16 protein-coding genes are annotated in these 15,022 nt (G+C 39.6%); 6 read left to right on the forward strand and 10 right to left on the reverse strand.

Going from position 1 to position 15,022, the window contains the following annotated elements; genetic code table 11:
* Window positions 1-70: 70 nt before the first annotated feature.
* From ftsZ to gshB, 7 genes are all read right to left on the reverse strand, one after another.
* Complete coding sequence (ftsZ, locus tag CQZ96_RS12805; protein WP_004718620.1) at window positions 71-1,264, reverse strand: cell division protein FtsZ; 1,194 nt, start codon at window positions 1,262-1,264, stop codon at window positions 71-73.
* A 163-nt stretch (window positions 1,265-1,427) separates the two neighbouring features.
* Complete coding sequence (ftsA, locus tag CQZ96_RS12810) at window positions 1,428-2,690, reverse strand: cell division protein FtsA (protein ID WP_105713896.1); 1,263 nt, start codon at window positions 2,688-2,690, stop codon at window positions 1,428-1,430.
* 63 nt (window positions 2,691-2,753) lie between these two features.
* Complete coding sequence (locus tag CQZ96_RS12815; RefSeq protein ID WP_004718624.1) at window positions 2,754-3,608, reverse strand: cell division protein FtsQ/DivIB; 855 nt, start codon at window positions 3,606-3,608, stop codon at window positions 2,754-2,756.
* Between the two features lie 4 nt (window positions 3,609-3,612).
* Window positions 3,613-4,542, reverse strand: coding sequence for a D-alanine--D-alanine ligase (locus CQZ96_RS12820; RefSeq protein WP_004818390.1), 930 nt, complete (start codon window positions 4,540-4,542; stop codon window positions 3,613-3,615).
* Between the two features lie 81 nt (window positions 4,543-4,623).
* Window positions 4,624-6,072, reverse strand: coding sequence for a UDP-N-acetylmuramate--L-alanine ligase (murC, locus tag CQZ96_RS12825; protein ID WP_105713897.1), 1,449 nt, complete (start codon window positions 6,070-6,072; stop codon window positions 4,624-4,626).
* 13 nt (window positions 6,073-6,085) lie between these two features.
* Window positions 6,086-7,183 carry an undecaprenyldiphospho-muramoylpentapeptide beta-N-acetylglucosaminyltransferase gene (gene murG / locus CQZ96_RS12830; RefSeq protein ID WP_105713898.1) on the reverse strand — a complete coding sequence of 366 codons (1,098 nt, stop codon included), beginning with the start codon at window positions 7,181-7,183 and terminating at the stop codon, window positions 6,086-6,088.
* A 305-nt stretch (window positions 7,184-7,488) separates the two neighbouring features.
* Window positions 7,489-8,433, reverse strand: a complete 945-nt coding sequence (gene gshB, locus CQZ96_RS12835) for a glutathione synthase (RefSeq protein ID WP_105713899.1) — start codon at window positions 8,431-8,433, stop codon at window positions 7,489-7,491.
* A gap of 110 nt (window positions 8,434-8,543) precedes the next feature.
* Between gshB and CQZ96_RS12840 the strand changes: the two genes are divergently transcribed.
* Genes CQZ96_RS12840 through CQZ96_RS12850 form a run of 3 tightly spaced genes read left to right on the forward strand, consistent with a single transcriptional unit; the run spans window position 8,544 to window position 10,213 of the window.
* Window positions 8,544-8,744 carry a DUF3565 domain-containing protein gene (locus CQZ96_RS12840; protein ID WP_035371612.1) on the forward strand — a complete coding sequence of 67 codons (201 nt, stop codon included), beginning with the start codon at window positions 8,544-8,546 and terminating at the stop codon, window positions 8,742-8,744.
* Window positions 8,745-8,784: 40 nt separating this feature from the next.
* Window positions 8,785-9,486, forward strand: a complete 702-nt coding sequence (locus tag CQZ96_RS12845) for a class I SAM-dependent methyltransferase (RefSeq protein WP_105713900.1) — start codon at window positions 8,785-8,787, stop codon at window positions 9,484-9,486.
* Between the two features lie 16 nt (window positions 9,487-9,502).
* The gene (locus tag CQZ96_RS12850; protein ID WP_105713901.1) at window positions 9,503-10,213 is read left to right on the forward strand and encodes a VanW family protein; all 711 of its coding nucleotides are present in this window, start codon (window positions 9,503-9,505) and stop codon (window positions 10,211-10,213) included.
* A 2-nt stretch (window positions 10,214-10,215) separates the two neighbouring features.
* On the opposite strand, the gene CQZ96_RS12855 is transcribed toward CQZ96_RS12850, so the two are convergent.
* Window positions 10,216-10,749, reverse strand: coding sequence for a hypothetical protein (locus CQZ96_RS12855; protein WP_004718640.1), 534 nt, complete (start codon window positions 10,747-10,749; stop codon window positions 10,216-10,218).
* Between the two features lie 75 nt (window positions 10,750-10,824).
* A complete protein-coding gene (pyrE, locus tag CQZ96_RS12860) occupies window positions 10,825-11,475 on the reverse strand; it encodes an orotate phosphoribosyltransferase (RefSeq protein WP_004718641.1) in 651 nt (216 codons plus the stop codon).
* 40 nt (window positions 11,476-11,515) lie between these two features.
* Here pyrE and CQZ96_RS12865 point away from each other — a divergent pair, with 40 nt between their 5' ends.
* On the forward strand, window positions 11,516-12,334 hold the full coding sequence (locus tag CQZ96_RS12865; RefSeq protein ID WP_004818376.1) for an exodeoxyribonuclease III: 819 nt from the start codon (window positions 11,516-11,518) through the stop codon (window positions 12,332-12,334).
* Window positions 12,335-12,842: 508 nt separating this feature from the next.
* Window positions 12,843-13,199, forward strand: a complete 357-nt coding sequence (locus CQZ96_RS12870; RefSeq protein WP_004718643.1) for a Spx/MgsR family RNA polymerase-binding regulatory protein — start codon at window positions 12,843-12,845, stop codon at window positions 13,197-13,199.
* Window positions 13,200-13,264: 65 nt separating this feature from the next.
* On the opposite strand, the gene CQZ96_RS12875 is transcribed toward CQZ96_RS12870, so the two are convergent.
* A complete protein-coding gene (locus CQZ96_RS12875) occupies window positions 13,265-13,696 on the reverse strand; it encodes a DUF2147 domain-containing protein (protein ID WP_004718644.1) in 432 nt (143 codons plus the stop codon).
* A gap of 153 nt (window positions 13,697-13,849) precedes the next feature.
* Between CQZ96_RS12875 and CQZ96_RS12880 the strand changes: the two genes are divergently transcribed.
* A complete protein-coding gene (locus CQZ96_RS12880; protein WP_056517147.1) occupies window positions 13,850-14,764 on the forward strand; it encodes an alpha/beta hydrolase in 915 nt (304 codons plus the stop codon).
* Window positions 14,765-15,022: the final 258 nt, after the last annotated feature.

A 15,022-nucleotide genomic window follows, 5' to 3' on the forward strand; every position in this document is an offset into this window, starting at 1 on the left:
TAAAAAACAAAAAAGGTAATGAATCTCACTACCTTTTTCGTTGATATTAATTATTTTTAATAATTATCAATCATTTACGCTGTTGATTTTTCAAATAATCTTGAATACTCATTGGCGTAGAACGACCGCTTGAACTTGGTGCAGCAACAGGTGCACCATCTTCTTGACGTTTATTGATCGCTGGAACGTCATCTTCATCAACCACAGTGTTGTGGCTAGCTTGCTGGCTATATGATTGCGCAACATTGCTGATATGGGTTCTGCGTTTTGCTTCAGTTGCATCACTGGCATTACGTGTTAAACCTGTAGCAATCACAGTGACACGGATTTCATCACGTGCGTCTGGATCAAATACAGTACCAAAGAACACTTCACCTTCTTCAAGGTCAACAATCTGGTTCACAACATCTGTAATCACTTCAGTTTCACGTAAAGTCACATCAGCACCGCCAGTGATGTTAATTAACACCCCTTTGGCATTCATGATATTTACATTATCCAATAAAGGACTACGGATCGCCAAACGTGCAGCTTCTTCAGCACGGTCTGGACCACTACTCTTACCTTCACCCATCATCGCATAACCACGTGTACTCATCGCAGTTTTCAAGTCAGCAAAGTCAAGGTTAATATGACCAGGACGAACAACCAGATCAAAAATACTACGTACCGCATTCAGCAACACGTCATCTGCTTTACGGTAAGCATCTTGCATAGAGATGTCACCATAAACGCTGAGTAAACGTTGGTTCGGTATAATAATTAAAGAATCAACATGTTGTTCTAATGCTTCAATCCCTTTTTCAGCCGAACGTTGACGACGACGACCTTCAAAGTTAAATGGCGTTGTCACCACACCTACAGTAAGAATACCCATTTCTTGAGCAATCTCAGCAACAACTGGTGCAGCACCTGTACCTGTACCACCGCCCATTCCAGCAGTCACAAATACCATATCCGCACCTTCAAGGTGTTGACGGATTTGCTCACGGCTTTCTTCAGCAGCAATTTGACCTACATCTGGATTAGCACCAGCACCCAAACCGCGTGTGCTTTGCTCACCAAGTTGCATTTTAAAAGGGGCATTCATGCGATCAAGGGCTTGCTTGTCTGTATTTGCACAAACAAATTTCACACCTTTAATGTCAGATTGCACCATGTGTTGTACAGCATTACCACCGCCGCCACCAACACCAAACACAGTAAAACGGGCTTGACCGTTGTTATCGGTTTGTCCATCGTCTAAAAATTCAAATGAGGCCATGACCTTTAGATTTCCTAATATAATTTGGCAGTCACTTAAGCCCGTATACTGCCTTGATCTTCAATAATAAAAATTGTTTTTAGGATGCTGTTCATTGCAGAGCTTGTCAAGTATTGGACAGAACACTTACAACTTCCTAACAATATTCCCCAAAAAACCACACCTAAAAAATACCTTTTAATTTGTTATTTAAGGCATTCCAACCATTCACAATCCGATCAAAGAATGGTCTTCCACCTTGAACTTCAGGTTCTTCAATCGCCTCTTGCATGTCACTTTGACTAAACAAAAGTAACCCTGCTGCTGTAGCATACATTGAACGACGTAAAGATGGTAAATTCTGATCATCGGTCACCACTTGTAACGGTGGATTGCCTAAGTGTGCAGAGATACCCAACATACGACGAGCCAATGTCACCATGCCTTCAATCTGGCAAACATCACCTGTCAGTACGACACCATGATACAAACTTTGTAGTGCACTACATTGTTCTAATTCGTATCGTACTTTACCCAAGATATCTTCATAACGTGCGATAATAATTTCAGTCAACTCAATACGACTAATGGTTTGTGGGCCATCAATTGCCTCAAACTGAATCATATGATCCGGTTTAACTTGGTGAATATCAACACAACCATGCAGTAGCTTAATCCGTTCAGCTTCTTCAGTTGTGGTTTGCAACACTGTTGCAATATCACGTGTGACATTTTCACCACCACATTGAATGGTATGGGCTAATGCCAAATGCCCTTCAATATAGACTGCAATATTTGTCGTTCCAGCACCAATATCGAGCAAACAAACGCCATATTCCTTTTCATCTTTAAGCAAACTGCCTTCTGCAGTTGCTAAACAAGATACCACCATTTTTTCAACTGAAATATTGGCGCCTTTCATTGCACGATCCAAGTTCTGCATAGTACTGATTGGCATCATCATCAATTGATAATGGGCTGTCATACTATTGGCAGATAAATTGATTGGGTTCTGTACCCACTCACTTGAATCATCCAGCTCAAAACCTAAAGGCACTGCACTTGCTAAGTAATGATCGGCTGTCATATGACTGGCTTTAGCAAGCTCTAATGCACGCACCACTTCAGTTGTCGTAATGGTATGTTCTGAATTTGAAATCGGCGTACGACCAATCGCATAATGGCTTTGTAATTCGGTGCTTGGAATAGAAACCCAAGCTGAATGAATACGACACTCAGCCATATCTTCAGCTTCTTGAACGGCTTGTTTAATTGCATTTGTGACTTTATCAAGGCTCACAATTTTGCCTTTATTCATTCCTTTATTGCGTGCGCTTGCCATGCCAATAACCTGAATATTATCAGGGGCATGTACTTTACCAATCAGTACTGAAACTTTATGTGTCCCAATGTCAATTGCAACAACTGAGGGAACAGCTTCATTCATCACTTTGCTACCATTATCTTCATTGTTTATGTTTGGCTATATGCCTCTTTTTCAAGCCACGTATTATGGCTGTGCAACCATCCCACCTGCAACGCTTATGTCATTACTGGTTACAACAAATTGACCATTCACAATTTTTGGTGAAATAGAATTTCTCCATTGAATTGCCAAACCATTTCGGTAGCGCAAATCAATGGCGGAAATATTCGACCAAGTAGGTTTCAAATCAGTTTGTGCCAAGTGACTTAAACGTTGTAGCTTACTCATGGTTTGATCTTGATCTACGATCACCCGTAGTCCCGAATCAAACTGCATAAACCAAGTCATACGTTCAGTGAGATAAAGCTCTTTTAAACGTAAGTTGACTGGGTGAAATAATTGATTAATTTCATTATAGCGACGCATCATCACTTTGGATTGGCTGAGCGGCCCATGAAGCAATGGCAGGTTTGAATAATTCTTCGCCACCGCTTCTGTATAGACATCTCCAGCATCACTCAGTAATCGCCCGGTTCCCCAACGAGCGATTGCATGACGTGGCATAATCCGCACGCGAATACCATTTGGCCATGCCCGTGAAACCACAACACGATCCACCCATGATACTTCTAGTGCTTTATCTCGAATCTGTTCTAAATCCGAGGTGAAATAATTATTTTTAACAACAGGTGCCAAATGTTGTGTAATCGCTTGTGATTCTACCGATGAGGTAGTACCTACCACTTGAAGTGTGGCCACCCGAGCATCGGTAATCACTTTATACAGACCATAGATTCCTGCAAATAGCACAGCAATAGCAATGACCATAAGCAACCAGCTTCCCACGTTGAGAAGCTTTTCCTGACGTGTTGGCGGCTTATCGTGTATTGATGTAATTGCCGCACGTTTGCGACGCATCGAAGCAGGAAGTTGAGCCATAAACTTAGTGTGCTTGTTCCGTGAGCGTTTGCGCTAAAATCGCAACACACAATTCATCAAAGCTATAACCTACAGCTTTTGCAGCTTTAGGAACAAGCGAGTGACTGGTCATGCCAGGTACTGTATTCACTTCTAACAACCAGAAATGACCTTGTTCATCTAACATCGCATCAATCCGCCCCCAACCACTGGCACCGACGGCTTGGAAAGCACGTAAACACAATTCTTGTAAGTTCTTTTCTTCTGACTCGCTTAAACCACATGGAATACCGTACTCCACGTCATTACGGTTATATTTTGCCTCATAGTCATAGAATGCAACATCAGCAGGCGGTTGCAAACGAATCACGGGTAATGGCAAACCATTGAGGAAAGAAATAGTGTATTCACGCCCCGTGATCCATTTTTCAGCCATCACCACAGCATCATGTACTGTAGCTTTTTCAATTGCAGCAGCAAGGTCTTCAGCTTTTTCAACCTTGCTCATACCAACACTAGAACCTTCATGTACAGGCTTAATGATTAATGGTAAGCCAAGGCTTTCAATCACTTCAGTTAAATCAGAATCTTTGGAAATAATACGATACGGCGCAGTCGGTAAATCTGAACCTTGCCAGATTTGTTTGGTCTTAACTTTGTCCATGCCAATCGCTGAACCCTGAACCCCTGTACCTGTATACGGTACATTCATCCATTCTAACGCGCCTTGGATTTGACCATCTTCACCACCACGACCATGCAATACAATAAATGCGCGATCATAGCCCACGAGTTCCGTCACACTACGCTCTTGTGGATCGAAGCCTTCAGCATTCACCCCCGAACGTAATAATGCTTCTAAAACAGCTTTACCACTATCTAATGACACCTCACGCTCAGCAGATTTCCCACCAAGCAATACCGCTACTTTGCCGAATTTAGAAGCATTTGACACGTTTAAATCCTTAAACTTATAAGTTAGTCAATTTAATTTCTAGGCTTTATTCAAATCCAAATTTAAACAAAGCCAAATCAATTATTTTAAATACAGTTGGTTTTGAGCCAATTCTACAGAAATTGCTCCCACGTTACCCGCACCTTGTGTTAATAACAAGTCATTCGCTTGTAACACTTTTTGTATCGCGTTCTGCAAATTGCCTTCCACTGGGTCAATCAAGATCGGTTCAACTTCGCCACGCAGACGAATACTCCGCGCCAAAGAACGACTATCTGCACCAACAATCGGTTTCTCACCTGCAGAATATACTTCTAACAACAACAATTGATCGACTTGTGACAACACATCTACAAAATCATCAAAACAGTCACGAGTACGACTATAACGATGTGGCTGGAACATCATCACCAAACGACGATCTGGATGGCTGGCACGTGCAGCTTTAATCGTCGCTTCAACTTCTTTCGGATGATGCCCATAATCATCTACAAGTTTTACAGTGCCTTCATCCAACTCAAACTCACCTTGAACTTGGAAACGGCGACCTACGCCACTAAAGCTTTCTAAGGCACGTGCGATCGCAGCATCAGAAACACCTTCATCTGTTGCAATACCAATCGCAGCCAGTGCATTTAGAATATTATGCAAACCCGGAAGATTAATGGTTAAACGTAATGGTTCACGACCTTTACGCAATACCGTAAAGCTTGACTGCATACCAACTTGTTCAACGTCAATTGCTCGAATATCATTGTCTTCATTAAAACCATAGGTCAGCACTGGGCGACCAATACGTGGCATGATTTCACGAATATTGGCATCATCACCACAAACTACAGCCAAGCCATAGAACGGCATTTTCTGTAAGAATTTGATAAAGGTGTCTTTAAGTACATCAAAACTACCGCCATAGGTATCCATATGATCTGCATCAATATTGGTAACAATGGCCGCCATAGGTTCTAGATGTAAAAATGATGCATCTGATTCGTCTGCTTCTGCGACAATGAAACGACTAGCACCCAACGCAGCATTAACACCGGTACGGTTTAACAGACCACCGATCACATAAGTTGGATCCATGTTTTCTTCTGCCAACATGCAGGTCACTAAACTGGTTGTGGTGGTTTTACCATGGGTTCCTGCAACCGCGACACCATGACGATAACGCATCAATTCACCCAACATTTCTGCACGGCGCACTACTGGTATACGATTTTCAATTGCTGCTTTTACTTCTAAATTTTCAGGGTCAATTGCAGTAGAAACAACCAGTACATTTGCACCTTTGATATTGTCTGCCGTATGTCCAATAAAAACTTTAATTCCGTTTTCTTCAAGTTGAACCGTTGTTTTTGATGCCTTAATGTCAGAACCAGAAACCTTATAGCCTTGGTTTTTCAATACTTCTGCAATACCACACATCCCAGCGCCACCGATACCCACAAAATGGATATGTTTAATACGGCGCATCTCTGGAATTTTAATTAGGTTTTTTGCTTTATCAGCAGGGCTTGTTGGAGACATAATCAACTCTAACTTACAAATCTTGAATTAAACCAACCACACGTTGTGTTGCATCTGGTTGAGCTTGTTGACGAGCTTTTACCGCCATTTCCATCAGTAATTGGCGGTTCATCAACGGTGTTAGTAAATCCTTTAACGAATCTGGAGTCATGCTCTGCTGCGGACAGATTTTCGCAGCACCTGTTTTCTCCAAAAATCGTGCATTGGCAGTTTGGTGATCATCCACCGCACTTGGTAATGGCACAAATACAGCCGCCACACCAGCAGTCGCCACTTCAGTGACCGTTAGTGCACCTGCACGACAAATAATTAAATCTGCGTTACTATAGGCCAGTGCCATATCTTCAATAAATTGCTGAACCTCAACCTGTATATTTGCAGGTGCATCCGCATATAAAGCCTGTGTGGCCTCTTGTTTATTTTGCCCACACTGATGAAATACTTTTAATGGAACATCAAATTGTTTTAAGGCTTGAGGTACACATTCATTCAGAGCTTGCGCACCCAAAGAACCACCGACAATTAAAATATGTAAAGGTTCAGCCGCATTTTCGCGTTCTTTATAACGAAAAGAAGGATTATAAATTGCGGTAATTTCTGCCCGTACAGGATTACCTGTTGTCACAATTTTTTCACTTTTCGGAAAAGTATCTGGAAATGCTTCGCAGACTTTTTTAGCAATTCTTGAAAGCTGGGTATTGGTAAAGCCTGCCACTGCATTTTGTTCATGAATAATCACAGGAATACCCAACAAACGTGCAGCCAAACCACCTGGTCCCGCAACATACCCCCCAAAACCAGCCACTGCATCGACATTGAGCTGTTTCATATAGCGCATTGCGCTCAAGGTTGCTTTTAAAATTTTAAAGGGTGCAGCTAATTTACGTACAATACCATTGCCACGTACACCTTGAATATCAATTTGATAGATTGGAATATCATGTTGTTTTAAAAGTCGATTTTCCATACCTGTCGGAGTCGCCAACCAAGACACTTGGCTGCCTTGTTGTTGCAATTCTTTTGCAACTGCCAGTGCAGGGAATACATGTCCACCTGTACCTGCCGCCATCATCATGATGTGTTTCGGTGTGCTTTGCTGGGGTTCGGTCACGGTCTAATTCTTCAATGCAAAAATAAATATTTAACGAATATCTTAAACAACCAATTGTAATCACAATCCGCTATGGGGAAAAGTTTATTTACTTTTTTTCACCAAGCCTTTCATTGTTTTTTTCTACTGATTTGAAAGTTTAAACTACTTTTATCATTAATCCGTTAAAAAAAGTGGAATTAAACGTTATTTTTTTATATTTCTCGATGATTTATCATTTTTATAGCCAATCGACAGCAAAAAAATAGAGCCGCGAACGACTCTATTTTTTAGTTGAGATTTAGAATGCAGTATCCCAGCTTAAATTAAACTGACTGACCTGCTTCTAGTACATTAAACAAATCATCTGCAATTGAAGTACCAAATTGATCATCAATTTCACGAATACAGGTTGGACTGGTGACATTGATTTCAGTGACATAATTTCCAATCACATCTAATCCGACAAAAACCAAACCCTTGGCTTTTAAGAATGGTCCAACTTTGGCTGCGATGGCTTTGTCATTTTCAGTCAATGGACGAGCTTCACCCAAACCGCCTGCTGCCAAATTCCCACGCACCTCACCATTTTGAGGAATACGAGCCAAGCAATAAGGTACAGGCTCACCATTAATCAGCAAAATACGTTTATCACCATCCACAATTTCAGGGATATAGCGTTGTGCCATAATTGGTTGTGTGCCATTTTCAGTTAAAATTTCAATGGTTGAACCAATATTGACGCCATCTTGATATAAACGGAAGATCCCCATTCCACCCATACCATCCAGTGGCTTAACAATAACGTCACCATGTTCTTTTAAGAATTCACGAATCAAACTTTGCTGTGAGGTCACTAAAGTGGGTACTTGTAGATCTGGAAATTGGGTCGCAAATAGTTTTTCATTACAGTCACGCAAACTTTGTGGTTTGTTAATAATCCACACGCCTTCACGCTCTGCCTGTTCCAAAATATAAGTGGTATAAACAAAGTTCATGTCGAAAGGTGGATCTTTACGCATCAACACCACATCATACGTTGCAAGCGACTCTTTGGCTTTTTCACCTAACTCATAGTAATGATCGTAATCTTCAAAAACCTGAAGCGGTGAAATCAAACCAAATGCTTTGCCTTGGTCAATATATAAATCTTGTTGTAATGCATAGCTTAACTCATGCCCTCGACGTGCAGCCGCCCATAACATTGCCATTGTTGAGTCTTTTTTCAGGTTTACACTTTCGATGGGATCCATCACAACAAGTACGCGCATATTGATGCTCTTATAAAATTTTGGATTGAATGCAGTATAGCGGAGAATCTGGTGTACTTTTTCGAAATTTCGCTAAACTCTTAGCAATTATTGTGAATATGATGATCAAAATGCAACAAGCCATTGTGGGATTTCATTTGGATGAGGAGCAACATTATGTTGCTGAACTTGCGTGTGGGCATCAACAACATGTACGTCATCTTCCGCCTTGGCAGAATCGTCCGTGGGTGTTAACAGAACAAGGACGGCAGGAAAAAATAGGCATGTTTTTAGCGTGTAAAACGTGTGATCTTCAACAAAATAGTTTATAAGTTGAATTAGTTTCTATTCGTCAATAAAAAGAGTTATTCAATGTCGAATCAACCTGACTCAGAGATTAAAAATTACTATAACAAACTTGCGCACGACTACGATAACAACCGTTTTAACAACAGTTATGGGCAATATTTAGACCAACAAGAGCGTGCTTTTCTCAAGCGTATTCTCAGTAAAACAGCACCTACACATTGTATGGATATCGGTTGTGGTACAGGTCGTTTACTCGATTATGCCGATTACGGTGTAGATTTCAGCCCTGAAATGCTGAAAGTCGCTAGAGAAAAATATCCGCATAAAATCTTGCTTGAAGGCTCTCTGACTGAAATTCCAATCGAAAACCATCAGCTCGATGTCATTTATAGCTTTCATGTGATCATGCATCAAGACCATACAACCACAGAACAGTTTCTGAATGAGGCGCAGCAAAAATTAAAAACCAATGGCAAGCTTATTTTTGATTTCCCCTCTGCCAAACGTCGACAAGCTGTAAAGCATCAACAACAAAGCTGGCATGCTGCTCATCAAATGACATTGGCAGAGATTGAAAAGCTGCTTGGCCCTCAATGGAAGCTGGTTGAAAGTCAGGGCTTTTTATTTTTCCCTATCCATCGTATTCCAACGATTTTACGCCCACTGTTTAGAAGCCTAGACAGCTTGATGTGCCGTTCATTTTTAAAAGAATATGCATCATACTTGGTTGTCGTTTTAGAAAAACAACCGTCAGTAAACAATTAGAATAAGCAGGTGGAATATGCGGCAATATTTACCCAAATCATGGAAACTGCTTTATCAGTTATTACGCAGGTATTGTCGTGAACACCTTTTCTCGAAGCTACAGTTTGCCTTAAAACATCAAACACTGTGGCAATCAGACCAGCAAATTTCAACCCAACAAAGCATCAAGATAAATCATTATTTTGAAAATAAAACCCATAACATTGATCTTGCGATTCAGAGCATAAACGGTTTGGTCATTGAGCCAAATCAAATCTTTTCATTTTGGCATTTGGTAACAGCCCCGACGTTAAACAATGGCTTTAAAACAGGGCGTAATCTGGTCAATGGAAAAATTTCAGAAGATCTGGGTGGTGGGATTTGTCAAATTTCTTGCTTGCTCTATATCAATGCGTTAAAAGCGGGTTTAACCATCACAGAACGACATTCACATTCGATTGATATTTATCAGGAACATGAGCGCTTTACCCCTTTAGGCAGTGATGCAACTGTGGTGTATGGCTATAAGGACTTACAGTTTCAAAATTGTTTAGATCAGCCACTGCAAATTCAAATTTTCAGACAGCATGACCAACTGGTCGCCAAGTTGGTTGCTCAGCAGTATTTAAAGGAATATGCACTCAAATTTATTGTTGAAGATTCTAAAACCCATCGAATTGTCCGCACCTTGCAAGATCAAAAACAGATTGAGCAAAGTATCTACTTGCTCAATTCGCATACTGCTTAAGCTTATTTTTCTTGAAATTGTTGTTGGCTATTTTCTATCAGGTATTGATGTGCAGTACGTGGATCACGCGGTAAAGCCAGTTTGACACGACAACCCAACTCGATATCATCTTTTTCAAACACAATGATTTCAGCATCTAGCTCGATCGGGCGACCAATTTCAAAATCGGTTTGATCTAGACTTTCTCCCAATAAGTCTGCATATTTCTTTTCTAAGTGCCCAATGGTTAAATCTTGAATCATGACTTTAATTGAGTATTGTTGTCTCGAACATTCAGGTTCACGTTGAATACGTGATTTCTTGATATAACTGTTCTCAGATGCTCTTAACATCAATTCATTGATTAATTTTTTCTGGGCGTGCACGTTGATATTTAAAACCAGCTCAAACTGTTCTAAACCTTTCCATTGAAATGGATATTGCCGAAAAAACATATCCCGCTCAAATTGGTAACGTTGCCAACGTCGTTGGTCGATATGTTTGACCAACATAATGCCAAGTACAGCAACTACGACGATTATCAATAGAATGAACATTAAAAATGGCACCTAATCCTTTATAGTCCATAAAAATAAGGAGCTTATGCTCCTTATCTTATCCTTTTTTTTAACTTATATACCATATTTCACACGGTAAGCTTCCATTTTTGCTAAAGCATCTTGCTCGCCTTTAGCATCTAGATAATCCATTAAGTCTTTCATGCTAATTAAAGCATGTACTGGAATCTCAAGTTCTTGTTGAACTTCTTGGATGGCAGACAATTGACCTTGCCCTTTTTCTTGACGATCTAGTGCAACCAATACGCCTGCAATTGTCGCACCTGCATTTTTAAGAATTGTGACAACTTCACGAATTGCGGTACCCGCTGTAATCACGTCATCAATAATCCAGACTTTTTTACCTTCTACTGAAGCACCAACCAATACACCGCCTTCACCATGGTCTTTGGCTTCTTTACGGTTAAAGCCCCAAGGCACACTTACACCATGTACTTGTGACAAAGCCACAGCTGTTGCTGCAACAAAAGGAATTCCTTTATATGCAGGTCCAAAGATCACTTCAACGTTGTTACATTGTGTTAATTTATCTGCATAACCTTGAGCTAAAAGCGATAATGCTTCACCATCGTTGAGTAAACCTGCATTAAAAAAATAAGGGCTCACACGGCCTGATTTTAAAGTAAACTCACCAAATTTAAGCACACCACGTGATAATGCGAGTTCGATAAAAGCTTGCGGGTTAAACTGAGCTGGCGTTGACATGAGGTGCTCCAAAATTCATACATTGAGGTTATGACTGCGCATGATACCAAAGAGTAGCTATCCAAGTGATCAAAAAATTTTAAGAGTTGTCTCAATTAACGTAAATGGCTTACGTTCATCCGTCACTAAAGGCCTACTTGAATGGATGGAAAAGTCAGATGCAGACGTGATCTGTATCCAAGAAAGCCGTATTACGCATGAACAATGGACCGATAAATTTAAACCCGAAGGTTGGTTTACCCATCTGTTTCCTGCGGAAAAATCAGGCTATGCAGGTACAGCAATTTACAGTCGCTTGCCGTTTAAATCGATCCAGAATGGTTTGGGTTTTGAACTTGCCGATAGCCAAGGTCGTTTTATTAGCGCGGAATTTGATGTCGGTTTAGCCAAACCTGTGCACATCTGCTCGCTGTATTTACCTTCAGGTTCATCAGGTGATGAAGCACAAGCTCGTAAAGATCACTTCTTAGAAGAATATCGAAAAATTTTAAAACAATGGCGTGATGAAGATAAGTCAATCATTGTATGTGGCGATTACAACATCGTGCATAAACGAATCGATATTAAAAACTGGTCAGGTAACCAAAAATCATCAGGTTGCTTACCACATGAACGTGCTTGGTTAGATCATATTTATGACGAACTGGGCTATGTCGATACATTTCGTGAAGTCCGTAAAGAAGCAGAACTGTATTCTTGGTGGTCGAATCGTGGACAAGCACGTGCGAAAAATGTTGGTTGGCGTATTGATTATCAAGCATGCTCACCAGACTGGAAAGATCGCACAGTCAATGCTTGGGTCTATAAAGATGAATGGTATAGCGACCATGCCCCTGTGATTATTGATTATCAAATTTAAACAGCCCTATGCTCAATTTTTAAATAAAAATTGAGCATTTTTGTGAACAAGTGTTCACTGATTACAAGGCAATAACTTACAAATTTTGTCGTGTTATCTTATATTTTCTTCATATCAACAAGCGCATTATACACGCACGGCACAGGGACATTGTCAGGATGACAGCAAAAGGATAGGACGCCGTAGGAAGAAAAGGAAATAAGTATTTTGAATATTTATTTTTCAAGGATGTGACATTGGACGTTGTAATGAGACCCGCATAATCAGGATGATTAGATGCGGGTTTTCTCTTTTTTTAATTTCAATTTTTTTTAGTTTCATTTTTTATTTTTAAATCATTTAGTCAGCCAGTCTGCTGCTCGCTTCAATAAAATATTAAGCGCAAATTGTTAAATTCTGATGACAGCAATCATGCCTTTTAAAATATTTTATCTATTCTTATACTGTACATATTGGCAATTTTGCTACTCTTTCTGTCAAATCAAACAATTGAATATTAGGTTAAGACATGTTGAAAATTTATGGAATCAAAAATTGTAACTCCATGAAAAAAGCTTTTGATTTACTGACTGAACTTGGCTTGAGTTATGAATTTCATGATTATAAAAAACAAGGCATAGATGCAGAGACGGTTAAACAATGGCTCGATCATATTGGGCAAGATCTTGTGCTCAATAAAAAAGGCACAACGTGGAAAAAACTCAGTGAACAAGAACAGCAACTGGCTTTGTCGAGTGAACAAGCACTGATTCAAGCGCTTACCACACACACCAGTTTAATCAAACGCCCTGTGATTGATCAAAATGGCCAATATGTAATTGGTTTTGATGAAGATAAAATTAAAGCTTTAAAACTTACAACATAAAAATAATCGAGCAACAAAAAGCCTGATCAATAGATCAGGCTTTTTGTTGCAGTGAATCAATCTGCTTAGTTTGCACGCACCCAAGTTTGGTTGCGACCTAAAGCAGAAATACCCATATAACCACGTAACTTTAACTGATTACCAGCAAGTTCACCTTTGAGTTTATAGGTCTTGCCATTTTTAGGATCTAGAATCGTACCATTGTCATAGTTTTTACCACCGACATTTTTTAAACCATTGACAATCGTCACGCCTTTCAATGATTTATTGTGGTAAGGGCCTTCACATTTGGTACAAGTATTTTCCTCACCTGGTGTTAAAATACTTTGAATTGTTGCCGTCAATGTTCCATTTTTTTGTTCAGTGAATTTCACAATTGCTTTTGGCTGTTTCGTTGTGTCATCAATTGTTTTCCAAACTGTTCCATTGAGTGGATCCGCAGCATTTGCAAGAACTGTTGCTGATAATAAGCCTAATGCAAGTACAATTTTTTTCATTGTTTTGTTTTCCCTAGTCTAATTGACACTTTATAGTATCAAAAATTTACGTCGATTTAGCAATTCTTGAATGTGACTATATAGTGTACCCTTGTAACAAATGTTGATAAATCAACAAAAATAAAGTCAAAAGTTTAACAATATGGAAGGAACATGAAGATTAACCCAGCTCTGAAACAATATCTTACAGAATCTATTCTTAAATCTAGCTTCAAATTTCCAAGTCGTTTCAATCTTCCCCCGGCAACTGCACGTTTTGGAATAGAACAACTTGCACGTGTTTTTCCACAACGTAAAGATGTACAGATCCGTTCTTTGCGCATTGCGGGGATTCGGGCAGAAGAAATTAAACCGCAAGCGCATGCGACTCAAATGATTTTTCATATTCATGGTGGAGCGTTTTTTGTCGGTTCTATCAAAACCCATCGGGCTTTTTTATCTGAAGTTGCTGCACGTACACAAATGCAAGTTTTACATGTCGATTACCCGCTCGCACCTGAAAGTAAATTCCCTGAAGCAAGTGATGCGATTTATGATATTTATCAGCAACTTTTAGATCAAGGCGTGCTAGCGAAAGACATTATTGTGTCAGGTGATTCTTGTGGAGCGAATCTGGCTTTGGCACTCGCCTTACGAATCAAAGAAGAAAATAAGCAACAACTCCCTAGCGCTTTAATCCTAATGTCACCCTTCTTAGACCTGACCTTAACAGGCGAGTCTTTACGCTATAATCAGAAGCATGATGCTTTACTGTCAATCGAAGCACTTGAATCTGGTATTGATTTTTACGTACCGAAAAACATGGATCGTTCTTTACCCCCACTTTCGCCTATTTTCGGAGATTTTGCAGGGTTGCCTCCAACCTTGGTTCAAATTGGTTCTAAAGAAATTCTTTTGTCAGATGCGCAACGTTTCGAAGAAAAAGCCAAAGCTGCTGGTGTCCAAGTCAATTACAAGCTATATACGGGAATGTGGCATAATTTCCAAATGTTTAGCCCATGGTTTGATGAAGCAAAACAATCTTTAGCAGATATTGCTGAATTTGCTCATAAAATTGACAAAGATTGATCCCAATATTGACCAAATAATGAACAACAGATGATTTTAAAAACCAAACTGTTGTTCATCTTTAAAAATAAAATAATCAATTTAAAAAATGAGCATTCACTAGAATAATAACCATACAATTCATTGAAACTATATTGCTTGTCAGATTTATGTTTAGTGCTTTTTCAAATTTCAACAGACTCTTAACCTATACTACAAAATTAATCACATTTTTTTAAATTATGTATATATCCTTCAAGTATTTACTTAAACTTTAGT

The sequence above is a fragment of the Acinetobacter sp. MYb10 genome (genome assembly GCF_002980175.2).
Taxonomy (GTDB): Bacteria; Pseudomonadota; Gammaproteobacteria; order Pseudomonadales; family Moraxellaceae; genus Acinetobacter; species Acinetobacter guillouiae.

Coding starts and splice junctions, on each gene's coding strand:
- ftsZ (WP_004718620.1), bottom strand. CDS start 1,264: ATGGCCTCATTTGAATTTTTAGACGATGGACAAACCGATAACAACGGT.
- ftsA (WP_105713896.1), bottom strand. CDS start 2,690: ATGAATGAAGCTGTTCCCTCAGTTGTTGCAATTGACATTGGGACACAT.
- CQZ96_RS12815 (WP_004718624.1), bottom strand. CDS start 3,608: ATGGCTCAACTTCCTGCTTCGATGCGTCGCAAACGTGCGGCAATTACA.
- murC (WP_105713897.1), bottom strand. CDS start 6,072: ATGTCTCCAACAAGCCCTGCTGATAAAGCAAAAAACCTAATTAAAATT.
- gshB (WP_105713899.1), bottom strand. CDS start 8,433: ATGCGCGTACTTGTTGTGATGGATCCCATCGAAAGTGTAAACCTGAAA.
- CQZ96_RS12840 (WP_035371612.1), top strand. CDS start 8,544: ATGCAACAAGCCATTGTGGGATTTCATTTGGATGAGGAGCAACATTAT.
- CQZ96_RS12845 (WP_105713900.1), top strand. CDS start 8,785: ATGTCGAATCAACCTGACTCAGAGATTAAAAATTACTATAACAAACTT.
- CQZ96_RS12850 (WP_105713901.1), top strand. CDS start 9,503: ATGCGGCAATATTTACCCAAATCATGGAAACTGCTTTATCAGTTATTA.
- CQZ96_RS12855 (WP_004718640.1), bottom strand. CDS start 10,749: ATGTTCATTCTATTGATAATCGTCGTAGTTGCTGTACTTGGCATTATG.
- pyrE (WP_004718641.1), bottom strand. CDS start 11,475: ATGTCAACGCCAGCTCAGTTTAACCCGCAAGCTTTTATCGAACTCGCA.
- CQZ96_RS12865 (WP_004818376.1), top strand. CDS start 11,516: ATGATACCAAAGAGTAGCTATCCAAGTGATCAAAAAATTTTAAGAGTT.
- CQZ96_RS12870 (WP_004718643.1), top strand. CDS start 12,843: ATGTTGAAAATTTATGGAATCAAAAATTGTAACTCCATGAAAAAAGCT.
- CQZ96_RS12875 (WP_004718644.1), bottom strand. CDS start 13,696: ATGAAAAAAATTGTACTTGCATTAGGCTTATTATCAGCAACAGTTCTT.
- CQZ96_RS12880 (WP_056517147.1), top strand. CDS start 13,850: ATGAAGATTAACCCAGCTCTGAAACAATATCTTACAGAATCTATTCTT.